Raw genomic sequence first — 25491 nt, 5'->3', positions numbered from 1 at the left:
GGCTTCCGGTCGGCGGGCAGGAAAGGGGCGTGGGCATCCTTGCAGGCATCAGTGCGGTTGGGTGGTGGCAGGGTTCGGTGAGGAACCGGGCCCGGCAGCAATGGTGACCCTGCTGCCAGGGCGCAGATGGTTGACGCCATCTGTCACGACCTGGTCTCCTTCCTGGAGACCGGAAAGAATGACGGTATGGTGGTCATCGCTATGGCCTGTCTTCACGAGGCGGATGGCCACGGTCATGTCCTGCTGTACGGCATAGACAAAGGCACCGTCAGGGCCTGTCTGTATGGCATTGCCGGGCACGACGAGGGCGTCTTTCAGTGTCTGGACGAGGAGATGGGCATTGACGAACTCATTGGGGAAAAGCCGCTCCGTTTCGTTGGGGAAGATGCCGCGCAGGCGTACGGTCCCCGTAGCCGTATCAATCTGGCTGTCCAGCGCATTGACCGTCCCGGTAGCGAGGCGGCGGGTGTTGTCGCTGCTCCAGGCTTCTACGGTCAGGCTGGGATGGCTGTTCAGCTGGTCCTGCACATCCGGCAGGCTGTTCTGCGGCAGGGTGAAGATGACGGAAATGGGCTGCATCTGGGTCAGGGTTGTCAGCCCGCCGGATTGCCCGACCGTGACATAGTTGCCGGCATCCAGGGCACGGATACCCACCCGGCCATCCACCGGGGCGACGATGTGACAGTACAGGACATTCAGTGCGGCATTGCGGACATTGGCCTCGTCAAAAGCGACCTGCCCTTCAAGCTGCTGGACGGTGAAGGCCTGGTCCTGTGCCAGCATGGCCGATGTGGAGTTCTGCTTTATCAGCTTCTGGTAGCGGGCATTGTCCACACGGGCCTTGGCCAGCTGCGCACGGTCGGCGGCCAGGGTGCCCATGTACTGGTGCAGCGTGGCCTCATAGGGGCGGGGGTCGATCAGTTCCAGCTCATCCCCACGGTGGACGTGCTGCCCTTCCTGATAATAGACCGCCAGTATGTGCCCGCTGACACGGGGTGTGATGGTGACGTTGGTGATGGGGACAACCGTACCGAGCAGCTGGAGAATGACCGGCACATCGGCCCGGTGGGCAGCCTCCACGGCTACGGCCTGGGCGACGTCGCCATGGGCCATGGTGGTCTGCCCACCACCGGCATGAGGACGCAGGACAAGGAAAAGCAGGATGGCGACCAGGGCAGCCCCGATGATCCACCATTTTTTCCCCCTGCCGGGCTGCCGGGTTTCTGAAGCTGGGGCGGCGCTCATGGTCGCAGGGCACTCCTGTAGGCTGGGGAAACGGTGCATGACATGCACATCATCGACATTATGTCAGAAAGTCCGGCGCATATTAAAGATGCTTGGCCAGAATTGCACCTAAACATTCGGCAGTCACAAAAATACCTTCCTCCTGAGGGGGGAGGACGGCTGTCCCCCTCTTGAAGAAAATCCATGAGGGTTACATATCTGCGGGGTGGCCCCGTCATGCAGTGCACTGGGGCCCACAGGTGAAACGGTGCATGGAAATGCATGGCGCTGATTGGGAGCGATGGAATGGTTGATACAACGTCGATGAAGGCCGAGGGTTTCGTGCAGGAAGCCAAAGGTCGGCTGAAGGACACGGTCGGTGCGATCTCTGGTGATGCTGCCATGCAGGCCGGTGGGAAGATTGACCAGCTGGGTGGTCGTGCCAAACATGAATTTGCGGATCTCTACGATGCCAATGAAAGCCGCCTGGAGGCTGTAGCCGCTTTCATTCAGGAGCGTCCTTTCGTTGCCCTGGGGATCGTTTCCCTTGTTGGGCTGGTGATCGGACGCCTCTTCTTCAGGAAGCGTGGCTGAAGCAGGGAACAGGAGGCCGGAGAGGGTTCATGCACTGGTATTACGAACGGGATGGTCGGGAGGTTGGGCCAGTATCGCAGAGCGAGATGGTGCGGCTGATCATTCATCGTCATATTCGGCCGCAAACCCTCGTCTGGCATCCGGGTTTCGGGAATGAGTGGCGTCCGGCCAGCAAGGCTGGGCTTGTGTCGCCTTCCGCCGGTGTGCGGCTGTTTGTCGCCGTGGGTGGGCGGTCATCCACACGGGACGAAGGAGTGGCGGGAGCGGTGTCGTCCGTCTGGGCCTGGTTGATGCTGGTTCCCGGGCTGGTTGACCTTCTTCTTCTCGTTGTCGGGCAGCGGACACATTGGGCGGTCACGCCGGACCGGCCGGTAACGGGTGTCTGTATTTACGTCATCCTGTTTCTGACGCTGATAAAGGACCGCCAGACCTTGGCCCGGGCTGGGGTGAAACCTCCTTCTTTCTGGTGGTGGCTGTTCTTGCCGGGTTATTTCTGGTGCCGCATGAAAGTGCTGCGCCGTGGGGTGGGGCTGTTTGCTGCCTGCCTTTTCCTGGGCTTCCTGGAAGCCGGAATTCTTCTCTCCAATCCGCCACCGGGTTTTGAACCGCTCCTGAAGCTGAAACAGGCAGAAAAACCGGTTGCTTCGTCCCCTCGTGAGCTTCCCCGGCAGGATGGTCAGGCGTCTCATGGTGATGGAGGGTCCGGGGCATCTTCTGATGGAAGTCCGGACCAGAACGGGCATGTGGAGCTCTGACGGCCAGACGGCTTCTGTCTGTCCGGCCAGCAGGGCATAATTTTTCCTATTGACTCATTTTATTTCAAAAAAGGTCTTTCCTTTCGACTCGGAGTGATTCAGAATCGGCCTCACGTTGATGATGTGCCGTGTGAGGCGAGTGGAAGAAGGACCCGATGCCGGATTACAGCCTGGAAGAACAGTATGACGGGCTTGTAGCCGGTGTGGACGAGGTCGGTCGTGGCCCTCTGGCTGGGCCGGTCGTGGCGGCTGCGGTTGTGTTCCGTGCGCCACCATCTCCTCTGCTGTCCGGACTGCTGGATGACTCAAAAAAGCTGACGGCCCGCCGCCGGGAGAAGGCTTATGCCGCTCTGCTGGAGGATGATACGGTCTGTGCGGCTCTTGGTGCGGCATCCGTCCCGGAGATTGATCGGCTGAATATTGGTCAGGCCTGCCATCTGGCCATGCGGCGGGCCATGGTCCGTCTGGCCGAGGCGTTGGGAGAATGGCCCGCCGTTGCCCTGATTGATGGCAACAGGGCACCATCCCTGCCTTGCCGTGTGGAGACGGTCGTCAAGGGTGACAGCCGGAGTTTCTCCATTGCGGCAGCTTCCATCCTGGCGAAGGTCGTGCGGGACAGGCTGATGACCCGTCTCGCTATGCGCCATGGTAATTATGGTTGGGACCGGAATGCTGGTTATGGCACGGCACATCATCTGACGGGACTGAAAGAAGAGGGGATAACCCTCCATCACAGGCGCAGTTTTGCCCCTGTGAGACAGATGATCGCAGCAAAGGTTCACGCAGCATGAAAGCGGATATGCCCCTGAACAGGATTTTACGCGGGGAATGTGTGGAGGTGATGAAGACACTTCCGGATGCCAGCGTGAACTGCGTGTTTGCTGACCCTCCCTACAACCTTCAGTTGCGGGGAGAGCTTCGTCGCCCGGATGAGAGCGTGGTGGATGGCGTGGATGATGACTGGGACAAATTCACGGGCTATGAGGCTTATGATGAATTTACCCGTGCCTGGTTGGGTGAGGCACGCCGTCTGCTGCACAAGGACGGAACCATCTGGGTGATCGGCTCCTATCACAATATTTTTCGTCTTGGTGCGATCATGCAGGACCTGGGGTTCTGGATTCTTAATGACATCATCTGGCGCAAGTCGAACCCCATGCCCAACTTCCGGGGGCGTCGCTTTACCAATGCCCATGAAACGCTGATCTGGGCTGCCCGGGGGCCGGAGAGCAAATACCGTTTCAACTATCAGGCGATGAAGGCACTCAATGAGGACCTTCAGATGCGGTCGGACTGGTATCTGCCTCTCTGCACGGGGAATGAACGGCTGAAGAATGATCACGGGCTGAAGCTGCACCCGACCCAGAAGCCGGAAAGTCTGTTGCACCGGACCCTGCTGGCCGCAACGGTAGAAGATGATGTGGTGCTGGACCCGTTCTGCGGGACAGGGACTACCCCGGCCGTGGCCAAAAAGCTGGGGCGCCGTTATCTCGCCATTGAGAGGCATCCGGATTACATCAAGGCAGCAGAAGCCCGGCTGGAGCGGGTGGAAGTTCTGCCAGCAGACCAGCTGGAGATCACTCCGGCCAAACGGGAGATGCCCCGCATTCCATTCGGGTCTTTCGTGGAGAATGGCAGCCTGCCCGCCGGTACGGTGGTATATGATCGCCAGAAGCGGCTGAAGGCTCGTGTCTCACCGGATGGAACGCTGGTATCCGGCCAGCATCGGGGATCCATTCACAAGCTGGGGGCCCTGCTGACCAATGCGGCCTCCTGCAATGGCTGGACCTTCTGGTATTTTGAACGGGACGGGCAGTTCCTGTCCATTGATACATTGCGGCAGGAGACACATCTGCTGCGCCGAACTGCCTGAAAAACGGCTTTTCAGAGATGTGAAGGGAAGGGACGACGCATGGATTTTCTGGAGACACATACCGGGCTGGTCATTGCCGTCATAGCTTTGGTTTTTGCCATTCTGTTTCATTTCATCATCATGCGCCCGCAGAAGAAGTCCGCTTTTGTCTGTTTCTGTTGGGACCTGCTGATTTTTCTCATCTGTCTGGCGGGCATTTCCATCATCTATTATAGCGCTCTGCCGCTAATGGCTTCATCGTGACCATCCGGCAGCTGCCATGAAAAAAGCCCTTTCCGTCAGACCACGGGAAGGGCTTTTTTCATGATCAGTCATGCTTTGTGAAAGCAAAGGAAGAGGCTCAGGGCGCAGTCCGAGGGGCTGGAGCTTTCTGCGGATGGGATGTGCGATGCACGATAGCGTGGGGCCTGCGCTGTGGGGCATGGGCTGTTCCAGTCCGTGCCGGAGGGGCTGCCGGCCCCCCGAAGCCCAGAAAGCCGACCGAGGGGACGGGCTGGCCCGGATTTTCCACAACAGGCTCAGGAGCACGTGCGGCAAGGCTGGCCTGGCCATTGACGGTAATATGGCTGCTGCTCTCATCATGCGTGGCGCTGGTGATGAGCTTGCCATCGGGATTGTAGGTCCGCAGGGAAAGCAGCTGGAACATGATGTCATTGCGGCCAAGGTCTATGGCGAGGTCCAGAGGCGTCTGCTCCAGCACGTTGCGGGCATTGATGTCAGCACCACGGCTGAGGGCCTCTTTGGCGCCGATGAGTGACCCACGGTTGATGGCATCAAACAGGGCGGCTGTCGGGTTGATGTCCATCCGGGCATGGCTGTTGTCGCCGCTGTCCGTCTCTGCGCCGGGCAGGGCCGAAGGTGGCGCCGCACGTCGTGCATCCTTGCGGGCCTCGGCCTGTTTCTGGGCGTCCATGGCTTCCTGCTCGGCCTCGGCTTCATCGGCGGACTGGGCATGGGCCCGGTGTGGCAGAACCACAACGGAGGCAGCCGAAAGACCGATGGCGAAAGCGAGACGGGGCAGGAATGAACTCAATGGACGCATGATCGGGAACAGTGCTTTCTTTTCTACCAGCTACGGGGGACAGGCCGCAGGCATCATGTCAGGCAGTGGCAGGGCCTGTCAATTTCACAGGGTGACGGCACCACAGCATGGACTGCTGTCGTTTTACCGTCCTTCACGCCACCAGCCAAGGCCCATCATGGCAAGAATGGGGATGAGGGCCAGCCATCCTGGCAGAAAAGCCGTGCTGGATCCGCCCGCTGCAAGGGCCGACTGATGCAGGGGCAGCCCTGCCCAGCCTGTTCCATGCAGGGGATGGCCTTCGGCGACCTGTCTGATCTCCGGGATGGTCCCTGTTCCGAGCCAGAACAGGCCACCACCGGAGCGGCTCACGAGGGAGGCCATCCTTGTGGCGGTACTGCGCAGGTCCTGGTCTTCCAGCGGGTTGGTTTCAGGCAGGGCCACGGTCGTGCTCAGCCCGCCCTGCTGGACGGTCCATATCCGGCCATTCTGCTCAGGCCGTGATGGCAGGGGCAGGCTGCCTGTCCAGATACCGTCACGCCCCGGCACGGGGGAGAGGGGAAGGACAGCATGATGGCCATCCGGGTCGATGATGTCAGCCTGAACATTGGCCAGAGGAGCCAGACTGGTGCGGCTGACATGCAGCTGCCCCTGCTCGATATGGGCGTCCAGCTGGTTTTCTTCCAGTTCCGGCTCCTTCATCAGCCAGTGTGAGAGGCGGCGCAGCAGTTCGGCCTGTGGTCCTCCACCTTTTTCTCCACGGGACCAGAGCCAGATCTGGTCTGAGAGAAGCATGGCCACACGCCCCTGTCCCTTCTGGTCCAGCACCAGCAGCGGTGCCCCTGAAGGTGTGGCCAGAAGGGTACGGCCCTGCGTCTGGTCCGTACGGAGTGCCCTGTACCATGGGCCCCATTCTTTGCCCCAGGGGCCCTGTTCCGGCAGGGCCTGCGTGACGGGATGGGACAGCCCGAGGGCGGTCCGTCTGGGGGAGAAGGGCTGTGTCATGATACCCTGTTCAGAGGGGACATGGGCAGGGAGGATGGCGCCGACAGGTGTATCCTGCAACGTGCCCGGCTGTGTCATTTCCGGCCCACCAACCACAAGCAGCCCACCACCCTTGCGGACATAGCGGGCAATATTTTCCAGATAACTCTCCGGCAGAATGTTCTGGTTGCGGAAGCCATCCAGAATGATGAGGTCGAAGCTGTTGATCTTTTGGGCAAAAAGCTCATGCGTGGGGAAAGGGATCAGGGCGAGGTCGGAGAGGGGGGTATCATCTTCCGTATCGGGGGATCGCAGAATGGTGAAGTGGACCAGATCAACAGATGGATCGGCCTTCAGCAGGGTGCGCCAGACACGGGCCCCCTGATTGGGTACACCGGAAACAAGCAGGACACGCAACCTGTCCCGCACGCCCTGAAGCTGGATGATGGTACTGTTGTTCCGCAGGGAAGCTTCACCCGGCAGGGGGGAGGCCGTGAGCTCCTTCAGGGTAAGCCCGGCATGGGTGACGGGGACATCCAGCTCCACGGGCTGGCCGCTCTTCGTATGGGCGAGGATGTTCGTCTGGCCGTCAGGGCCATGGTCCAGAATATCGACAGGCTGCCCGCCAGGCGTTCCCAGATCATCGACCTGAACACGGATATGGGCCGTCTGGCCGATGATGACATAAGGGGGGGCACTGAGAACCCGCAGCCGCCGGTCCGTTTCCTCCCCTCTGGCGGAAAGCAGGAGATGCAGGGGAATGATGCGGCCCGTCATGTCCTTGAGGGACGGGGGAAGCTGGTCGGGAATGTCGTGATCCATTCCGTCCGTGAGCAGGAAGATGCCTGCCGGATTGTTCAGGGAGAGGGCGGCATGGTCCATGGCGTCGAAAAGGCGTGTGCCCTGGCCATGCCCGCCAGAAACTTCCAGCTCATGGATTGTCAGGTCATGCAGTGCCCGGCCCTGGTGCAGCAGTTGGGCACGAGCCTGCTGGACGAGGGCTTTCCGTTGCCCGATGTCCATGGAAGGGGAAACATCCACCACGAGGAGGGCATCCTGTGGCTGGGTCTGCATGTGGGGGTGTATCTGCCGGGGGTTGGCCAGCCAGAGCAGCCCCAGCAGGATGGCACCCACCCGCCAGAGGACATCCCGCCTTCCGCGCAGGGCACCATAGAGACCAGGGAGCAGGCATAGGCCCGCCAGTGCTGCAAGCAGCCAAGGGGGCAGGAATGGTGCCCAAATGATGGAAGACAGGGCGTCCGTCATGGAGCCTCACTTTCATCAGCGTCATCAGGGCTGTCATCATCCCCGTTCCTGAGACGTTTCAGCATCTCTGGATAATGGCGCTGGTCGTTCTTGTAGTTGCCGGTAAGGGCATAGATGATGGTGTTGAAACCAAAGCGGTAGGCCAGTGTCCGCTGATTTTCGCCATCAGGAATGACGGCGAAAGGGTGCTCCCCATTCTGGTCAATGGCCCAGGCATGGGCCCAGTCTGCATTGCCGATGATGACAGGGCTTACGGTTTCGCTGTCATCATTGTTTCCCTGCCGGGCGACATAGACGGGCTGTCCAGCAATGCGACCGGGAAAATCGTGCAGCAGATAGAAGGTATGGGAGAGGGTGTGCTGGTCGGTCAGTCTGGCAAGCGGTGGGATGGGCAGTCCCTCCATGGCCTGTCTGAGGGCGGTGCGGGTAGCCTGGCCATCCGTACCGTCCATGGCGCTGCCTGCGCCCATCTCATCAATCAGGATCATGCCATTGTGCTGGAGGTAATGGGCAAGCGCTGTTTTCCCGGCTGGATCCAGATGGGTGCCGGGTATGACAGGCCAGTAGAGGAGAGGATAGAAGGCCAGATCATCCTGTCCCGGCACGACCCCTACGGGACTGTCCAGATGTGTGGTGCTGCGCTGGTTGAGGAAGTGCGTCAGCCCTTCAAGCCCCTGTTGGACTGCCTCATCCGTGTCTGCGTTACCGGTCTGGATATGGGCCAGACGGATGGCCAGAGCCGCAGGAGGAACAGGAGCCTGCGGGGCCGAGGCTGGTTGCCCCGTCGTAGCGGCCTGCAACTGCGTCACGATGAGCAGCCCGGCTCCCAGGGAAAGAGTGGCGTTGCGGGCCATGCGGAACAGTCCGGCCCGACCGAGGGAGAGGTAGAGGTCCAGCAGGATCAGCCCGAGGGCCAGCAGCATGAGGGGTGGCCAGAGGGGCTGTTCTGGCGTGGCCTGCCCTGCTGCCCTGATCGGACCGAGAGCGGCTTCATCTGCCATAGGGGGCTGATGGTCTGCCAGATTGAGTGGGTGATGCTGGGCAGCCCCTCCGTAGAATCCGGCCTGATGGAGGGCATCGACAGGCTGTTCTGTCGTGCTGGGCAGCGGGCGGATGGCGGGGGATGGCGGTACGAGGGTCTTGTCGAGAGTCAGGACCCGCCATGGCGCCAGGGCGTCCGAAGTGGTGTGATTGGTGCCTGTCTTTGTCTGCATGATGGGAGTACGGGTGATGAGACGTTCCATCATCTGGGGGAAAAGGCCGGAGAGTGGCAGGCTGGACCAGTCTGCCGTCGGGGTGATGTGGAAGAAGACGATCAGGCCGCCGCCTTCCTGCCGGGCAGTTACGAGGGGGGTGCCATCGGTCAGCGTGGCCCAGACATGCCGGGACAGGTCATCCGTGGGCTGGGCCAGAAGCTGACGGGATACGGTGGCGTCTTCGGGGATGGTCAGCCCGGCGAAAGGGGTGTCTGCCGGGAAGGGAGCCAGTTTCTGCGGGCTGCCCCACGACATGGGGCCCCCCAGTTGCCTCATGCCGGAGAGGAGGGGCACGGGCAGAAGAGCAGCGTCATCGTCTTTCATGGTCTGCTGGCTCTGGCGGGCCAGTTCCGGCCCTGCGAAGCGGATCAGGATGCCTCCTTTGCGGACCCAGCCGAGTATGTCGCTCAGCCCCGCATCGGAGAGTGTGCCATCCGTGGCGATGATGATGTCCGGGTGGCGGGGCAGGAGACTGTCCACAGTGCCCTCCTGATAGGGGATGACAGCCTGCAGGGCACGGGTCAGGTAGAAGCTGCTACCTGTCAGCGGTGCATCATCACCATTGATGTGCAGAAGGCCAACCCGGTGCTGGTCCATCCTGCCGGGTAGAAGCACCATGCCTGCCGGACCGGAAACGGATGGCAGGCTGAAGGCATCGAAATGGTCCGGGTCAGGCAGGGTACGCCAGGTTCCGGTGGGAAGTGGCGTATCGGCCTGGACGGCGAAATGTCCGTCTTTTTCCAGCGTCATGCCCAGCAGGCGGCGTGTCTGCTCCGGGCAGTCGGGGAGTGTTTCCGCCTGTGCCGTCAGCTGGCTTTCCTGCCGGATGGAAAGACGGATGAGGTCGCAGCGGGGCCAGCGTACATCTTCGGTCCGGCGGGCAGGCTGAAGGGCGGCACGCAGGGCCTCATCCCCCGGCTGTGCCAGGCCATTGGAAAGTGCGATGACCGTTGCTCCATGCAGGTCCGGGGCGAGCGCCTGAAGCTGGCGGGCGAGGGTCTGCCGGTCCCCAGGCCATGTGTGGGGAGACAGACCGGCAAGAAACTGTTGCAGGGCAGTGCGGTCACCGGGCTGGAAGGGGCGAGGCATGTGGCCGTCCGCCTCTGGCGTGTTCAGCAGCAGGGTCACCCGCCCGCCGGAGCGGAGTGTGGCTTCTCCCAGAGCGAGGGCATTTTTCCTGCGGTCATCCCAGTGTGGGGTGGCCGCCCAGTCATCATCCAGAATGAGAACCAGTTTCTGCGGGGTCTGCTGGTCCTGTCCGGGGAGATGGAGTGGCCGGGCAAAGGCCAGAACGAGCAGGGCCAAGGCAACCATGCGCAGGAGCAGGAGCCAGAGCGGCGTGCGTGCGGCATCCTGTCGGACAGGCGAGAGCCTGCGGAGCAGGATGAGAGAGGGGAAACGCTGTTGCCGGGGGTGGGGAGGAATGGCCCGGACCAGCCACCACAGGGCAGGCAGGAGGAGCAGGAACAGCAGCAGGTAAGGGGAGAGAAGGATCATGCCCGCCCCCGCAGGAAGGTGTGGCAGTCCGCCAGGACAGGCAGGGCAGGATGGTCGGTGACATGGAGGCGGAAGAAGGGCGCCTGTCCCTTTCCGATCTTTTCAAGCTGGCTGAAATGTTCGGTCAATCGGGCCTGATAGGCCTCATGCAGGCTCTCCGTGGCCGGGAGTGTCAGGTCTGGTTCAGCCTCGCAGCTGGTAAACTGGACAGACCCGCTGAAGGGCAGGCGATGCTCCTGTGGGTCCAGCACGGCCAGCAGGGCGATGTGGCCGGGATGGGTGGCCAGCGGCGCCAGGCAATGCTGCATGGTGGCCTCTTTCCAAAGGAAGTCACTGACGAGCAGCAGAGCTGCATGAGGGGGAACAGCTGTCAGGCTGGGCAGGACCGCATCCCTGCCAGTATCGTCACGGGGAGGAAGCTGCATGAGAGCATGGGCGAGACGGGGCAAGGCCTGATGACCGGAAAAACGGGACCGGAAGCCAGGAATGCCCACATCCTCACCGCCCAGCAGGGCTGCCTGGCCAAGGGCCAGGGCATCAGCCAGAGCGGTGTCATGTTTGCTGGGCAGGCTGTTGGCAGATCGCCAGCGCATGGAGGCAGAGGGGTCAACCCAGATGAAAAGTGGCCGGGGGGCATGCTGCTCCCGCTCCCGAACCCAGAGCAGGTTTGGTTCCGGCGAGCGGGCAGACTGTTTCCAGTCGATCAGGGAGGCTGGTTCTGTTGGCTGATGGGGACGGAACTGCCAGAATTCATGTCCGTCCCCGGCTCTGCGGTTGCCGTGAGGGCCATTGCGCAGCTGCTTTGCCAGCCCTCGGGCTGAGAGAACCAGCTCCGGCAGGGAGACAGGCTGCGGGGCGGCATCACGCCCTTTGCGAGTGCCAAAAAACCGCTGGAAGAAGGAGGGTGAGCTGGCCATGTCCGTACTCTGGGAACCGCCTGGGAGCACGGCCTAGCCGAGGCGCTTCAGCTGGGCGGCAATGAGCTGCCGGGCATCCACACCCTGCGTCTGGGCGGCGAAGCTGATGCCCAGGCGGTGAGCCAGAACAGGCTCGGCCAGCACACGGACATCTTCCACCGAGGGGGAGAGACGGCCATGCAGCATGGCCCGTGCCCGGCTGGCAATCATCAGGGCCTGGGCAGCACGGGGGCCGGGGCCGTAATCCAGCGACTGACGGACCTCGGCACTGGCTGTTTCATCCTGTGGCCGCAGGCCCCGGACAATGGTCAGGATGGCTTCCACGACCGTTTCCCCGACCGGCAGCGTGCGGACGAGTTTCTGGGTGGCCAGAAGCTCTGCGGTGGAAAAGATGCGTTCAGCCTTCCGTTTCGTGGCCCCTGTGGTCTGGAGCAGCATCCGGCGCTCGGCCTCCCGTGCCGGAAAATCCAGCGGAATACGCATCATGAAACGGTCAAGCTGGGCTTCTGGCAGGGGGTAGGTTCCTTCCTGCTCGATGGGGTTCTGGGTGGCCAGAACATGAAATGGCTTGGGCAGGGGCCATGTTTTGCCACCCTGCGTGACGTGCCCCTCCGCCATGGCCTGAAGCAGGGCGGACTGGGTGCGGGGGCTGGCGCGGTTGATCTCGTCCGCCAGCACCAGCTGCCCGAAGAGGGGGCCGGGCAGGAAGCGGAAATGGCGCCTGCCCTGTTCATCCTGCTCCAGGATTTCCGCCCCGGTGATGTCGGAGGGCATGAGGTCTGGCGTGAACTGGATGCGGCTGTCTTCCAACCCCAGAACATGGGCGCAGGTATTGACCAGCAGCGTCTTCCCCAGCCCCGGCGCCCCGAGCAGCAGTGCATGCCCCCCCCCCAGCAGGGTTGTGAGGACATGCTCGATGACCGTTTCCTGCCCGAGGACGATTCGGCCAATTTCCTGTACGAGCGTTTTCAGCCTGGGGGCCAGCCCATCAAAGGCACGGACCGTGTCATCATGGTGGAACGCCCTGTCCTGGGGGGAGGATGTCGGGCCGGAGGCAGAAGGATGCTGGGTCATTACAGATTCGGAAACAGAGGGTAGGGGGGTTTTAACAGGCCGGGATCATTCCCAACTCTGGGGCAGGCGGTAAGCTACCATGTAAGAGGCCCTTTTAAAAAGAGAGGGTCGCAGGAAAGTGGCACACCATCATGCAGGTCCATCGTGATGGAAGGACGGAAAGGGAGGAGATCATGAGCATCAAGCCTTATGAGAGACCGGTGCCCCCGCTGGAGGGGCCGGATGAGGCCGTGATGTCCGAGGACGAGATGGTCCTGCACCTGCCTTTCCATATCCGGCGGGACGGGACATGGCTGTACCGGGGGACGCCCATCCGGCGCAAGGCCATGCTCTGCCTGTTCGCCTCCTGCCTCGACCGGGACCGCCAGGGACGTTACTGGCTGCGGACGCCGACCGAGGCTGGCGTCATACAGGTGGATGACGTTCCCTTTCTGGCGGTGGAGCTGGATTTCAGGGGCTGTTCGGAAAAGACGCAGACACTGTGCCTGCGGACCAATCTGGATGAGGTTTTCTGTGTGGATGCGGAGCATCCCCTTCTGTGTGACTGGGACCGCCCGGCTGATGGAGCGACCGTGCCCTACATCCACATGAGGACCGGAGCAGGCGGGCAGCCCATTCTGGCCCGCATCAGCCGGGCGGTCCTTTTCGAGCTGGCGGCTCTGGCCGTTCCGGGCTGCGTGGGGGGTGAACCCTGCATGGGAGTCTGGAGCCACGGGATGTTCTTCCCGCTTTCCCGCCTGCCGGATGAGACCGTGGACGACCTCGAGGAGCTGTGCGTGTGACCATCAGGACACCATCTCCGGCCGCCCTTCTGGCAGCCCTGTCCGATGTGCCCGGTCACGCCGGGCTGGACCGTATCTGGCAGGCCCTGCCGGAGGCCCGGCTGGTGGGAGGCTGCGTGCGGGACCTGCTCTGTGGTCGCGACGTGCATGATCTTGACCTGGCCAGCCCGGTTCCACCGGAAGAAGCCCAGCGGCGGCTGGAAGAGGTCGGTGCCAGGGTGATACCGACCGGCCTTGAGCATGGAACCATCACGGCGGTGATTGACCATCATCCTTATGAAATCACCACCTTGCGGCGTGATGTCAGTACCGATGGCCGCCATGCTGTCGTCGCCTGGACGGATGACTGGGAGGAAGATGCGCAGCGGCGGGACTTCACGATCAACGCCATGTCGCTGGATCAGGATGGGCGGCTGCATGATTATTTCGGCGGACTGGATGATCTCCGGGCCGGGAAGGTACGGTTTGTCGGGCAGGCGGCACGGCGCATCGAGGAGGATGCCCTGCGGTGCCTGCGGTTTTTCCGCTTTTTTGCCCGTTATGGCCGTGGCGAACCGGATGGCGAGGCCTGTCAGGCCATCATCCGCCTGCGGGAGACGATGACCCGTCTTTCAGTCGAGCGTGTGGCGATGGAGCTGCTGAAAATCCTGTCAGGCCCGCAGCTTCTGCGAACGCTGGAACTGATGGAGGAAACGGGCACCCTTGCCGTGCTGCTGCCGCATCATGCGCCCCTGTCTGGTCTGGAGCGTCTTCTGGCCTGTGGTGATCCTGCCGAGCCGCTGCATCGTCTTGCCGTCCTGTATCCACCCGGCGGAGGGGACGGGCAGGGCATGGCGGATGTTGGTGCCCATCTGAAACTCTCCAATGAGAGCCGGGACATGCTGGCCGCTTTTGCCAGATACGGGCCGGAACTGGCGGTCACGCTGGATGATGACGACATCCGGCGGGTTCTTTTCCAGCAGGACAGGTCCATCCTGCTGCTGCGAAGCTGGCTGGTGCAGGCGCAGGAGCTGGGACGGCCTGATGGGAGCTGGAATGAGCTGCGGCACCGGCTGGAAACCGTGGAGCAGCCCGTTTTTCCTCTGGCGGGGCGGGACCTGATTGCTCTGGGTGTGAAACCGGGGCCGGAAATGGGGCGGTGGCTGAAACAGACGCAGCACTGGTGGCTCACACAGGGCTGCCGTCCCGATGCCGGGGCATGTCGGGACTGGGTGAGCCACCAGCTTTCCCCTTCCTGAGGGGGCTGCTAGAAGGTCTGCATGACACAGCAGACAGGCAGGCACCCTGCGGACAGGGCAGCGTATGAGGCAACCTTCCCCCTGATGCGGAGGCTCTGGCGGGAGGACATTGCCCGGCACCGGCTCATGCTGCTGGCCGTGTTCGTGCTGACGGTCGTCATGGCCCTGCTGACGGCGGCCTATCCGCTTGTCATCAAGCGGGCGATCGACATGTTCACGGCACATGATCCCCGCATCCTGTATCAGATTCCCCTGCTGGTTGTGGTCGTGACGGGGGCCAAGGCTCTCGCCCAGTATGGGCAGAATGTCTGCGTGCAGGCACTGGTCCTTCAGGTCGTGCGGCGTCTTCAGGAACGCATGTTCACCCATGCCCTGAAGGCGGATGTGGCCCGGATTGAAAGGGAGGCACCCGCCCGCTGGGCGGCACGCTTCACCACGGATGCCCTCGCCATGAGGGAAGCCCTGACACGTTCGGTCAATGCGCTGGGGGACGTCATCACCATCATCGGGCTTGTCGCCTCCATGATCTGGACGGACTGGGAACTGAGCCTGATTGCGGTCGTGCTGTATCCTCTGGCCATCATTCCCGTGCAGAAGCTCGGGCGGCGGGTGCGCCGGGCCTCCGGCGGGATGCAGGAGCAGGTCGGGGAAGCTTCGGCCCTGCTGACGGAAAGCTTCTCCCTGTCCCGGCAGATACGCATCTACCGGATGGAGGAGCATGAGCATCACCGCATCGGTTCGGCTCTCGACAGGCTGCATGACATGTTTTTCCGTATTGCCAGCAACCGTGCCCGTCTGGATCCGATGCTGGAGGTCATCGGTGGTGTGGCGATCGCTTTCGTGCTGGGGTTTGCGGGCTGGCGTGCCGCCACGGGCGGGGCCACGCTGGGGGACTTCACGGCCTTCATTGCCGCCCTGTTTGCGGCCTCACGTCCTCTGCGTGCCCTGGGGTCGCTCAACACCTCCATGCAGGAAGGATTGGCCGGGCTGGGACGTATCTTTGCCGTGATTGATGAACCGGCCAGCGTGCAGGAACAGCCGGAGGCCCGGCCCCTGCCGGAAGGGCCGGGGCACCTTGTGTTCAGGGGTGTATCCTATCGTTTTCAGGATGGGCATCATGCCCTGAAAAATATATCTCTGGATGTGAGGCCGGGGCAGAGCGTGGCTCTGGTCGGGCCGAGCGGGGCAGGGAAATCCACCATGCTGGCCCTGATCCCCCGTCTTTTTGACGTGACGGAAGGGACGATCACGCTGGAGGGGGTGGACATACGGTCCCTCACGCTGGCCAGCCTGCGGGATCATCTGGCCTATGTCAGTCAGGAAACGGCCCTGTTCGACATGAGCGTGCGGGAGAACATCCATCTTGGCCGCCCCTCAGCGACACGGGAGGAGGTGGAGGCACTCTGCCGGATGGCGGCACTGGATTTCGTGCATGATCTGCCGGAAGGGCTGGAAACCATCATCGGTCCCGGTGGGCAGAGGCTCTCGGGTGGACAGAGGCAGCGCATCATGCTGGCCCGTGCCCTGCTGCGTAACCCCCGCCTGCTGCTGCTGGATGAGGCCACGAGTGCGCTGGATTCAGAGAATGAAGCCCGTGTGCAGGAGGCTCTGGCCCAGCTTCGGCAGGGGCGGACGACGCTCATCGTGGCGCATCGGCTTTCCACCGTACAGAGTGCCGATCACATCGTGGTGCTGGATCAGGGCCAGATTGTCGAGACGGGCACCCATGCCCAGCTCATGGCCAGGGCCGGACTTTACGCCCGGCTGGTGAAGGCTCAGGCTCTGGACGCCGCCCGGTAGATGGCAAGAATGTCGGGCAGGAGCCGTTCGTAGACGTCCTTCTTGAAGCCCAGATTGTACCTGCCGCTCAGGACATCCTCCGGCGGCACCCAGCGCCATGTGGTGAACTCGATTTCCTCAAACGTGTCGAGCCTGATGTCGCTGTCCTGGCCGGTGAAGCGGAAGAGGAACCACTGCTGTTTCTGCCCCCGATACTTCCCGTGCAGGGCCTTGCCGATAAGGTGGTCCGGCAGGTCGTAGAGAAACCAGCCATCCCGCTTACCGATCATGGTGGCGTTGTTTGTGCCAATCTCTTCTTTCATTTCCCGCCAGACGGCCTGTTCCGGCTCTTCGCCCTCATCAATGCCGCCTTGCGGAAACTGCCAGATGTCCCCCGGCAGGTCCGCACGGCGGGCCATGAAGATTTCGCCTTTTCCATTGAAGAGGACGATGCCGACATTGGGGCGGTAGGCCAGTGTTTCACGCAGGGACATGGGCTTATTTCTTCGTCTTTGCTGCACTGTCGTCCTTGGCCTCATCAGGGGCCGTGTCGTGGGACTGTGGCGGCAGTTGTGGATGGGCGAGCAGGGCGGCCTCATGGGTTGCATCAGCCCCGCCAGTCTGGGCATTGATGAAATGCAGGGCCTGCTGGAGCTGGAAGTCCGTTTCCGGCTTCGTGGGGTCGAAGGCAGGCCATTTGGCAGGGGGCAGACGTTCCACGGTCTTGGCGAAAGCGGGCAGGTCCGTCCGTGGGGCCTCCTTGGGCAGTTTGCCATCCGTGTTGGTGATGGTGTGGGCGAGGTCAGCCTCATGGTATGTAAAGAGGCTGTCATCATCCCGGCTGGCCAGAACGGGCACATCCGGCGTGATGCCCAGCCCCTGGATGGACCGGCCCGACGGTGTGTAATAACGGGCGGTTGTCAGCCGGATGGCCCCCTGGTCGGCAATGGGAATGATCGTCTGGACGGACCCCTTGCCGAAGGTCCGGTCTCCCATGATGATGGCACGGCGATGGTCCTTCAGCGCACCGGCCACGATCTCGCTGGCAGAGGCCGAGCCGGCGTTGGTCAGGACAATGATGGGCAGGCCGTGGGTGATGTCCTTGCCGACACCATCCCAATGCTGGTTGCCCTCGGGGTGGCGGCCACGGATGGAGACGATCTCTCCATCCTTGATGAAGTCACGGGCCACGGCGATGGCCTGGTCCAGCTTCCCGCCGGGGTCGGAGCGGAGGTCCAGCACGAGGCCGTTCAGTGTCTTGCCGGGCGTCTTGGCGACGGACTGGACCAGCTTGCCGTAAGCCTTGCGCATCTCCTTTTCCAGCGAATCATCAAATTCACTCAGGCGGATATAGCCCGTCTGCCCATAGAGGGCGGAACGGACGATCTGCACATGGATGATCTCCCGTGTCAGGGTCAGGTTCTGCTGCTTGCCAGTTTTTGGGCGCAGGATGGTCAGGGTGATCTGCGTTCCCGGCTTGCCCCGCATCTTGCGGACGGCCTGATCCAGCGTGAGGTTGGCGATGCTCTTGTTGTCCACCATGGTGATGACATCGCCGGACTGGATGCCCGCTTTGGCGGCCGGTGTGCCATCAATGGGGGAGACGACCCGTACATGCCCGGCATCGCCCTGCACCTGTAGCCCAAGCCCACCAAACTGGCCGGACATCTCATCCTGCATGTCCTTGAGCTGCTGGGCATCCATGAAGGAGGAGTGAGGGTCCAGATTGCTGATCATTCCGTCAATGGCATTGCGGATGAGCTTCTTGTTGGGAAGGGGAGAGACATATTCCGAATGGGCAATGTCCATCACCGTGCCCAGCAGTGTCAGCATACGGACGGTTTCAGCATTGTTGCTGTCGCTGCTGTTGGCCGGCGTGTTGCTGTCCTTGTGTGTGATCTCCTGCGCCCAGGCGGGGGGGACGAGTGACGGGCGACTGGCAAAAAAGGCACCAGAGGCAACACCCATGGCTGAACAGGCAAGACCCAGCATAAGGCCAGTGCGGAAGTTCATGGTCGGTCTATTCCTTAACATTTAGAAGACAGGCGGTTCGCTGCGATCAATATGAGAGGGCCCTGGCCCGGAGACATGATGGAGGCAGCTTACAGTGTTTTCGGCACGGGTGAAACTCCCGGCAGGACTCAGCATGGCCTCAGAAGAAATGGGCCGGATCCATGAGCTTTGTTCCCTGCCGCAGCTGTACGAAGAGGAGAGGGTCCCGGGTGGGCATCTGGCCGATCACGCCCCCCTGCTGGACGGACTGGCCGCTCTGTAGCTGGAGCGTGCCAAGACCGGCCAGAACAAGTCGCTGTTTCTGCCCGCAGTCCAGAATCACCATGGGGCCGAAGGAGCGGAAGGCCCCGCTGAAGAGCAGGCGGCCCGTGCAGGGGGCGGTCACAGGGGCGGAAGGAGCCGTCTGGTAGGTCAGCCCCGTGGCGGGGCCAGCCTCGGTAGGCTGTGCCCAGCGTGTGACGATGCGCCCCTGCACAGGGGCCCGTGCAGAGCCCCGCATCAGCCCTTTGCCGGGGTTGAAGCTGCGGTCCTGCTGCTCCACTTCCTGTTCCCTGTGGCGCTGGTGCAGCTTGTGGAACCGGGCCTTCTGGGCCCGCAGGCGGCGGCGTGTTTCAGCTTCCTGCCGGGCCAGGACGGTGATGATGGCTGTCAGGGCCTCCGTGCTCTGGCGGGCCTGTGTCAGTAGAGCCTGCTGCTTCAGCAGGGTCTGCTGGGCCTGTTCCGATTTTATGGCCGCCTGCTCGGCCCGGCTTTCTGCCTCGTTCTGGCTGGTCTGGAGGCGGGTTTCCTGTGCTGTGATGGTACGGCTCTGGTCTGTCAGCCGCATCTGCTCTCTCTGGAGATGGGTCTGCCGCTGGATGTTGTCTGCCATGGCGTCCCGGTTCTGCTGGTGGCGCAGGGCGAGAAGGGCAAAAGGAACTGCAGGGCTGATGGCTGGATTGTCTGGTGGCATAAGAAGGGCGAGTTCTGGCGTGGTGTTCATCTGCTGGAGGGCAGGAAGACGTGTGGCTTCATCCAGAAGAATGGTGTTTTCTTCGGCTTTCAGCTGGTCATTGCCCGTACTGAGCTGGTCCAGCTGAGCTGAAACCTTTGTGAGGTGACGTTCCACGAGCATGTGCTGCCGGGCCAGTCTGGCCTGCTTCTGGCGCAGGCGGGCCAGCTGACGGGCACTGAGATGCGCCTGGGCTTCAGCCTTGCGGGTTTCTTCTTCCTTCTGCTGGAGCAGCTGGGCTTTCTGGGCCAGAAGCTGCTGCAGATTCCGCCGTGCAGCCCGTGCCTTGCGGATGCCAGCCTCCGTGGTGGGAATGGGCGTGTTTGATCCCCACAGAGTACCGGCCTGGTCCGGGGTGGCATGGGCCTGATGCTGGTCGGCAAGGCAGGTCAGCATCAGGCAAGGCAGCAGCCAGCAGAGGGCGAGGGATGTGCTGGTGCGTTTCGGGAGCATGAGCCTGCCTGGGAATCCCTTTCCGGGTGGGATGGTATGGGGCTTGAAAAACACATCTGACAGCATGAGATCAGTCAGGCAGGAATGAGTGACAGGGACATGCGGGACAGATGCGATGATTGGTTTTCGTATGTCTTTTGTGGCGGAGAATGGGCTGTCTGTCCAGCCGGAGGGGCGGGATGGTGCCCCGGAGAGGAGTGGAGATGAAAGACCAGACATCTGAAAAAGCAGCCGTCTGTGGCTGTGGGCCGCTCAGTGAAGCGCAGAAGCATGTCCTGCATGGTCATGGAACCGAGCCGCCGGGTTCCAGCCCGCTGAATGGTGAGAAACGGCCCGGTCATTACGACTGTGCCGCCTGCGGGAAGAGGCTGTTCAGCTCGACGGCGAAATATGAGAGCGGATCAGGCTGGCCGTCTTTCTTCCGGGCCGTGCCCGGGGCGGTGGGCGAGCGTGAGGACCGCAGTCTCGGCATGGTGCGGGTGGAGATACATTGCGCAGGCTGTCACGGTCATCTGGGGCATGTCTTCCCTGATGGCCCCCCGCCCACGGGGCTGCGTTACTGCACCAATGGTCTGGCCCTTCATTTCGTCCCGGATGAAGAGGGAGCCTGAACGCAAAAAAGGGAGTGGCCCCGTCTCACACGGGCGGGACCACTCCCTTCTGCTTCAGAGGACGTTCCGGGGGGTCAGTCCCGTTCGACGTGGTAATGGCGGGAGAGTTCCCGCTCGATTTCCAGGGCATGTTCCGTGTCACGGGCTTCGATCATCACCACCAGCTCTGCCGTCTGCACGGAAGGAGCGGCGAAGAGGCGGTGATGGGAGACCTCGATGATGTTGCCACCATAGCTGCCAATCTTCTCGGAGATGGCGGCCAGCAGGCCGGGGCGGTCGGGAATCTGGAAGATCAGCCGCAGGATGCGTCCTTCCCGCAGCAGGGAGCGGAGGATGACATGGGCAAGGATGCGGGCATTGATGTTGCCGCCGGAGATGGGAAAGCCCACCTTCTTGCCTCTGAAGAGGTCATGATTGGCCAGAATGGCGGCCAGTGGCGTGGCTCCGGCCCCTTCGCCCACCTGACGGGCCTTCTCGGCCAGCGTCGTGATGGCACTTTCGACCTGGAGTTCGTTGACGACGAACACGCCATCAAGGTTCCTGCCAATGACATCCAGGCAGTGATGGCCCGGCTGGACGACGGCGATGCCCTCGGCAATGGTTGACCCGCCGGGAACGGAGCGGAGCGGTTCAGGATAGGCTCCCAGTGGGGAATAGCCCTCCACCTGCACGCCATAGAGTTTCGTCTTCGGGCTGAGTTCTTTCAGTACCGTGACGAAACCGGCCATGAGGCCACCTCCACCGATCGGCACCACGATGGCATCCAGATCGGGCGCATCCTCGATCATTTCCAGAGCGCAGGTGCCCTGTCCGGCGATGACGGCAGGATCATTGAAGGGGTGGATGAGGGTCTGGCCTTCTTCCTGACGGATTTTTTCGGCCGTTTTCACGGCCTCGTCGAAATTCTCGCCCGCCAGAACGACCCGGGCCCCCCAGCTCTGGGTGGCAGCCACCTTGGTGGCGGGGGTGAAACGGGGCATGACGATGGTGGCTTCCACGCCCAGCAGGCTGGCCTGCCGCCCTACGCCTTGGGCATGGTTGCCTGCCGAGACGGTGATGACACCCCGTTTGCGTTCCTCGGGCGTGAGCAGGGCCATGCGGTTGGCCGCTCCACGCTCCTTGAAGGAGCCAATGGCCTGAAGATTTTCCAGCTTGATGATAATCTCTGCTTCCGTCAGCCGGGAAAGGGCCACATTGCTGATCGTGGGCGTGCGGGCAATGGTGGCGGCAATGCGCTTCTGGGCGTCTTTGACGTCGTTGAAGGTCAGGCTGGTCTTGGAAGCAGAGTCCGGCATTATTTGTAGATCACTTTCAGAACTTCATAGGTACGGTCCCCGCCCGGTGCCGGGACGGAAACGCTGTCCCCAGCTTCCTTCCCGATGAGGGCTTTGGCAAGGGGGGAGGAGATGGAAATGCGGTGCTGCTTGATGTCAGCTTCGTGAGCGCCGACGATCTGGTAGGTGCTTTCCTTGTCGGTTTCCTCATCCACCAGCTCGACCGTGGCACCGAACTGGATGCGGCTGCCGGAGAGGGTCGTGGGGTCGATCACCTCGGCCGTGGAGATCAGGCTCTCCAGCTCCAGCACCCGCCCCTCGATGAAGGACTGACGCTCCCGGGCGGCGTGGTATTCCGCATTCTCGGAGAGGTCCCCGTGGGAGCGGGCTTCTGCAATGGCCCGGATGACGGCGGGGCGTTCCTCTGATTTGAGCTGGCGCAGCTCATCCTCAAGGCGTTTCAGTCCTTGGGCGGTCATGGGGCTTTTCTGCATGGAGGGAATCCTCGCACTGGTACAAAGAGATGAATGGCACACCGCCCCGCCCCCTTCCACATGGAGCGGAAAAGGGCGGGGCGGCATACGCTGTGGCGGACAGGATAACCAGCACGCCATGCGTGCTGCAAGCCTTCTCTTAGAAGGCGCCGTGGAAATAGGATTGCAGCGGCGCCACATCCGGCTCCTTCTGTTTCAGGACAGAGATGGCATAGGTTGCTGCCCGGGCACCGGCGATGGTCGTGTAATGGGGCACGTTCATCGTCAGGGCGGAGCGGCGGATGTCAAAGCTGTCCCGGGCGGACTGGCCACCCTGGGCGGTGTTGATGACCATCTGCACCTCGTTGGAGTGGATGGCATCCACACAGTGTGGGCGACCTTCCAGCACCTTGTTGACACGGGTGACCGGAATACCGGCTTCCTTGAGCCGGTCCGCCGTGCCACGGGTAGCAAGAATGGTGAAGCCCATCTCCACCAGCTTGCGGGCCAGTGGCTGCACATGGGCCTTGTCGCTCTCCCGGACGGAGAGGAAGACGGTGCCTGTCCGGGGGAGTTTCACGCCTGCGGCCAGCTGGGATTTGGCAAAGGCCATCTCGAAGTTGGCATCCAGCCCCATTACCTCACCAGTGGAGCGCATTTCCGGCCCGAGGATCGTATCAACGCCGGAGAAGCGGTTGAAGGGGAAGACCGCTTCCTTGACGGCCACATGTGGGGCGACGGACCGGCCTTCCAGCGGGAACTCGGACAGTCTGGCTCCGGCCATGATCCGGGCCCCGATCTTGGCGACCGGCACACCTGTGGCCTTGGCCACGAAAGGCACCGTGCGGGAGGCACGGGGATTGACCTCCAGAACGAACACCTCGTCATCCTTGATGGCGAACTGCACGTTCATCAGTCCACGGATGCCCAGCTCACGGGCCATGGCTTCGGTCTGGGCCTTCAGCTCCGTCACCAGAGCCGGGGAGAGCGTGTAGGGCGGCAGGGAGCAGGCAGAGTCGCCAGAGTGGATTCCGGCTTCCTCGATATGCTCCATCACCCCGGCGACATAGACATCATGACCATCGGCAATGCAGTCCACGTCGGCCTCGATGGCCTCATTCAGGTAGTGATCCAGCAGGACCGGCCCGGTGGAGACATCCTCACCGGCGGCACGCAGGACGGTGTTGAGGTAATGGGAAAGACCGGCCCTGTCATAGACGATCTCCATTGCACGGCCACCCAGCACGTAGGAGGGACGGGCCACGACCGGATAGCCGACTTCCTCGGCAATCTTCAGGGCCTCGTCGGGGGTGCGGGCGATGCCGTTGCGGGGCTGGCGCAGGCCCAGCTTGCGCAGCATGGCCTGGAAGCGTTCCCGGTCCTCGGCACGGTCGATGGCATCGGCCGGGGTGCCCAGCAGGGTGATGCCCGCTTCCTCCAGCGCACGGGAGAGCTTCAGCGGGGTCTGCCCACCATACTGCACGATGCAGCCCAGAACGGTGCCGTTCGTCATCTCCTTCTTCACGAGGCTGATGACGTCCTCGGCCGTCAGCGGCTCGAAATAGAGGCGGTCGGACGTGTCATAGTCCGTGGAGACGGTTTCCGGGTTGCAGTTGACCATGATCGTCTCGAAACCGGCCTCACGCAGGGCGTAGGCGGCATGGACGCAGCAGTAGTCGAACTCGATGCCCTGACCGATCCGGTTGGGGCCACCGCCGAGGATGACGATTTTCTGTTTGTCCGTCGGGCGGCTCTCACAGTCCGGGATGCCGAAGCCCCCTTCATAGGTGGAATACAGATACGGCGTGTCAGAAGAGAACTCGGCTGCACAGGTGTCGATCCGGCGATAGACGGGCAGCACGTCCAGCTTTGTGCGCAGGGCGACGACGTCCTTCACGCTTTTGCCGCTCAGGCGGGCAAGCTGCTGGTCGGAGAAGCCCTGGGCCTTGATCTGGCGCAGGCTGATGGCGTCATCCGGCAGGCCGTTCGCTTCGATCTCACGTTCCGTCGCAATGATGCCTTCCAGCTGGCGGAGGAACCACGGCTCGAAATGGCAGGCTTCCTGAATGTCCTCCAGTGAGAGACCGGCCCGGAAGGCCTGGGCGGCCATGAGGATGCGCTCCGGCCGTGGCTCGGAGAGGGCGGCACGGTAGGCATCCGGGGAGCCATCGCCGGGGGCCTCCACAGGGTCCAGACCTGTCAGGCCCGTCTCCATGGAGCGCAGGCCCTTCTGGAGGGATTCGGCGAAGCTGCGGCCCACGGCCATCGCCTCACCGACGGATTTCATGGAGGTGGAGAGCAGGGCCGGCGTGCTGGGGAATTTCTCGAAGGTGAAGCGGGGAATTTTCGTGACGACATAGTCGATTGTCGGCTCGAAGCTGGCCGGGATGGTGCCGGTGATGTCGTTCGTCAGCTCATCCAGAGTGTAGCCCACGGCCAGCTTGGCGGCGATCTTGGCGATCGGGAAGCCGGTAGCCTTGGAGGCCAGGGCGGAGGAGCGGGACACGCGGGGGTTCATCTCGATGACGACCATGCGGCCATCCTTCGGATTCACGCCGAACTGCACGTTGGAACCACCCGTCTCCACGCCGATGGCCCGCAGGCAGGCGATGGAGACATCACGCATCCGCTGGTATTCCTTGTCCGTCAGCGTCATGGCCGGGGCCACGGTGATGGAATCCCCGGTATGGACGCCCATCGGGTCGATGTTCTCGATGGAGCAGACGATGATGCAGTTGTCCGCCACGTCACGGACCACTTCCATCTCGTACTCTTTCCAGCCGATGACGGATTCTTCGATCAGCACCTCGGTGGTGGGGGAGGCATCCAGCCCGCTGGCCACGATCTGGGAGAATTCCTCCCGGTTATAGGCGATACCACCGCCGGAGCCGCCCATGGTGAAGGACGGACGGATGATGGCGGGCAGGCCGATATGCTCCAGGGCCGTGCGGGCCTCGTCCAGCGTGTGGGCGATGGCACTGCGGGGGCTTTCCACGCCGATGGCATCCATGGCCTCACGGAACTTCAGGCGGTCCTCGGCACGGTCGATCACGTCAGCCCGTGCGCCGATCAGCTCCACGCCGTGCCTGGTGAGGAAGCCGGACTTGTCCAGCGCCATGGCGGCATTCAGGGCCGTCTGGCCACCCATGGTCGGCAGGACGGCGTCGGGCTTCTCCTTGAGGATGATGCGCTCGACAAATTCCGGCGTGATGGGCTCGATGTAGGTGGCATCAGCCAGACCGGGGTCGGTCATGATGGTGGCCGGGTTGGAGTTCAGGAGGATGACACGGTAGCCTTCCTCTTTCAGGGCCTTGCAGGCCTGTGCGCCGGAATAGTCGAACTCGCAGGCCTGCCCTATGACAATGGGGCCAGCACCGATGATGAGGATGGAGCGGATGTCTGTGCGTTTGGGCATG

At 62.5% G+C, this 25491-nt stretch carries 21 protein-coding genes; 9 read left to right on the top strand and 12 right to left on the bottom strand.

Annotated features, from left to right (window positions below):
* Window positions 1-48 precede the first annotated feature (48 nt).
* Window positions 49-1245 carry an efflux RND transporter periplasmic adaptor subunit gene (locus DTI93_RS08315; protein WP_249080351.1) on the bottom strand — a complete coding sequence of 399 codons (1197 nt, stop codon included), beginning with the start codon at window positions 1243-1245 and terminating at the stop codon, window positions 49-51.
* A gap of 261 nt (window positions 1246-1506) precedes the next feature.
* On the opposite strand from DTI93_RS08315, the gene DTI93_RS08310 reads away from it, so the two are divergent.
* The 5 genes from DTI93_RS08310 (at window position 1507) to DTI93_RS08290 (ending at window position 4689) form a co-directional block, all read left to right on the top strand.
* A complete protein-coding gene (locus DTI93_RS08310; RefSeq protein ID WP_227449673.1) occupies window positions 1507-1818 on the top strand; it encodes a CsbD family protein in 312 nt (103 codons plus the stop codon).
* Window positions 1819-1847: 29 nt separating this feature from the next.
* Window positions 1848-2573 carry a DUF4339 domain-containing protein gene (locus DTI93_RS08305; protein WP_052348863.1) on the top strand — a complete coding sequence of 242 codons (726 nt, stop codon included), beginning with the start codon at window positions 1848-1850 and terminating at the stop codon, window positions 2571-2573.
* Between the two features lie 155 nt (window positions 2574-2728).
* Window positions 2729-3364 carry a ribonuclease HII gene (locus DTI93_RS08300; protein WP_249080350.1) on the top strand — a complete coding sequence of 212 codons (636 nt, stop codon included), beginning with the start codon at window positions 2729-2731 and terminating at the stop codon, window positions 3362-3364.
* Window positions 3361-4446, top strand: a complete 1086-nt coding sequence (locus DTI93_RS08295) for a DNA methyltransferase (RefSeq protein WP_043557870.1) — start codon at window positions 3361-3363, stop codon at window positions 4444-4446. Before DTI93_RS08300 ends, DTI93_RS08295 begins: the two co-directional genes overlap by 4 nt.
* A gap of 39 nt (window positions 4447-4485) precedes the next feature.
* Window positions 4486-4689, top strand: coding sequence for a hypothetical protein (locus tag DTI93_RS08290; protein WP_043557871.1), 204 nt, complete (start codon window positions 4486-4488; stop codon window positions 4687-4689).
* A 97-nt stretch (window positions 4690-4786) separates the two neighbouring features.
* Here the strand turns inward: DTI93_RS08290 and DTI93_RS08285 are convergent, their stop codons facing one another.
* The 5 genes from DTI93_RS08285 to DTI93_RS08265 form a co-directional block, all read right to left on the bottom strand.
* The gene (locus DTI93_RS08285) at window positions 4787-5488 is read right to left on the bottom strand and encodes an ankyrin repeat domain-containing protein (RefSeq protein ID WP_249080348.1); all 702 of its coding nucleotides are present in this window, start codon (window positions 5486-5488) and stop codon (window positions 4787-4789) included.
* A gap of 123 nt (window positions 5489-5611) precedes the next feature.
* Window positions 5612-7717 carry a glutamine amidotransferase gene (locus tag DTI93_RS08280; RefSeq protein ID WP_249080345.1) on the bottom strand — a complete coding sequence of 702 codons (2106 nt, stop codon included), beginning with the start codon at window positions 7715-7717 and terminating at the stop codon, window positions 5612-5614.
* Complete coding sequence (locus DTI93_RS08275) at window positions 7714-10470, bottom strand: DUF4159 domain-containing protein (protein ID WP_249080337.1); 2757 nt, start codon at window positions 10468-10470, stop codon at window positions 7714-7716. The genes DTI93_RS08280 and DTI93_RS08275 overlap by 4 nt, the downstream gene beginning before the upstream one ends.
* A complete protein-coding gene (locus tag DTI93_RS08270) occupies window positions 10467-11387 on the bottom strand; it encodes a DUF58 domain-containing protein (protein ID WP_249080335.1) in 921 nt (306 codons plus the stop codon). The genes DTI93_RS08275 and DTI93_RS08270 overlap by 4 nt, the downstream gene beginning before the upstream one ends.
* Window positions 11388-11420: 33 nt before the next feature.
* Window positions 11421-12461, bottom strand: coding sequence for a MoxR family ATPase (locus DTI93_RS08265; protein ID WP_086442043.1), 1041 nt, complete (start codon window positions 12459-12461; stop codon window positions 11421-11423).
* Between the two features lie 233 nt (window positions 12462-12694).
* Between DTI93_RS08265 and DTI93_RS08260 the strand changes: the two genes are divergently transcribed.
* Genes DTI93_RS08260 through DTI93_RS08250 form a run of 3 tightly spaced genes read left to right on the top strand, consistent with a single transcriptional unit; the run spans window position 12695 to window position 16281 of the window.
* Window positions 12695-13243: a DUF1285 domain-containing protein gene (locus DTI93_RS08260; RefSeq protein WP_086442113.1), complete on the top strand. Its 549-nt coding sequence runs from the start codon at window positions 12695-12697 to the stop codon at window positions 13241-13243.
* Entirely contained in the window at window positions 13240-14481 is a 1242-nt protein-coding gene (locus DTI93_RS08255; RefSeq protein ID WP_249080333.1) for a CCA tRNA nucleotidyltransferase, read from the top strand. The genes DTI93_RS08260 and DTI93_RS08255 overlap by 4 nt, the downstream gene beginning before the upstream one ends.
* A 21-nt stretch (window positions 14482-14502) precedes the next feature.
* The gene (locus DTI93_RS08250; protein ID WP_249080330.1) at window positions 14503-16281 is read left to right on the top strand and encodes an ABC transporter ATP-binding protein; all 1779 of its coding nucleotides are present in this window, start codon (window positions 14503-14505) and stop codon (window positions 16279-16281) included.
* Here the strand turns inward: DTI93_RS08250 and DTI93_RS08245 are convergent.
* From DTI93_RS08245 to DTI93_RS08235, 3 genes are all read right to left on the bottom strand, one after another.
* Complete coding sequence (locus DTI93_RS08245) at window positions 16257-16754, bottom strand: RNA pyrophosphohydrolase (protein WP_043557878.1); 498 nt, start codon at window positions 16752-16754, stop codon at window positions 16257-16259. The two genes, DTI93_RS08250 and DTI93_RS08245, sit on opposite strands and share 25 nt — an antisense overlap.
* 4 nt (window positions 16755-16758) lie before the next feature.
* Window positions 16759-18273 (bottom strand): S41 family peptidase, encoded by a 1515-nt coding sequence (locus DTI93_RS08240; RefSeq protein ID WP_249080328.1) that lies wholly within the window; start codon window positions 18271-18273, stop codon window positions 16759-16761.
* A 139-nt stretch (window positions 18274-18412) separates the two neighbouring features.
* Entirely contained in the window at window positions 18413-19717 is a 1305-nt protein-coding gene (locus DTI93_RS08235; RefSeq protein ID WP_249080326.1) for a murein hydrolase activator EnvC, read from the bottom strand.
* Between the two features lie 203 nt (window positions 19718-19920).
* Here DTI93_RS08235 and msrB point away from each other — a divergent pair, with 203 nt between their 5' ends.
* On the top strand, window positions 19921-20328 hold the full coding sequence (gene msrB / locus DTI93_RS08230; protein WP_043557880.1) for a peptide-methionine (R)-S-oxide reductase MsrB: 408 nt from the start codon (window positions 19921-19923) through the stop codon (window positions 20326-20328).
* Between the two features lie 74 nt (window positions 20329-20402).
* Here the strand turns inward: msrB and DTI93_RS08225 are convergent, their stop codons facing one another.
* The 3 genes from DTI93_RS08225 to carB all read right to left on the bottom strand — a co-directional run bounded on the left by DTI93_RS08225 (window position 20403) and on the right by carB (window position 25490).
* The gene (locus DTI93_RS08225; RefSeq protein WP_043557881.1) at window positions 20403-21623 is read right to left on the bottom strand and encodes a threonine ammonia-lyase; all 1221 of its coding nucleotides are present in this window, start codon (window positions 21621-21623) and stop codon (window positions 20403-20405) included.
* Window positions 21623-22096: a transcription elongation factor GreA gene (gene greA / locus DTI93_RS08220; protein WP_043557883.1), complete on the bottom strand. Its 474-nt coding sequence runs from the start codon at window positions 22094-22096 to the stop codon at window positions 21623-21625. Before greA ends, DTI93_RS08225 begins: the two co-directional genes overlap by 1 nt.
* A 139-nt stretch (window positions 22097-22235) precedes the next feature.
* The gene (carB, locus tag DTI93_RS08215; RefSeq protein ID WP_081562870.1) at window positions 22236-25490 is read right to left on the bottom strand and encodes a carbamoyl-phosphate synthase large subunit; all 3255 of its coding nucleotides are present in this window, start codon (window positions 25488-25490) and stop codon (window positions 22236-22238) included.
* Window position 25491 lies beyond the last annotated feature (1 nt).

It is taken from the genome of Parasaccharibacter sp. TMW 2.1884, assembly GCF_023337695.1.
GTDB lineage: Bacteria > Pseudomonadota > Alphaproteobacteria > Acetobacterales > Acetobacteraceae > Bombella > Bombella apis.
Note: the sequence above shows the minus strand (reverse complement) of the source record. Positions and strands in the feature narration are given on the sequence as shown.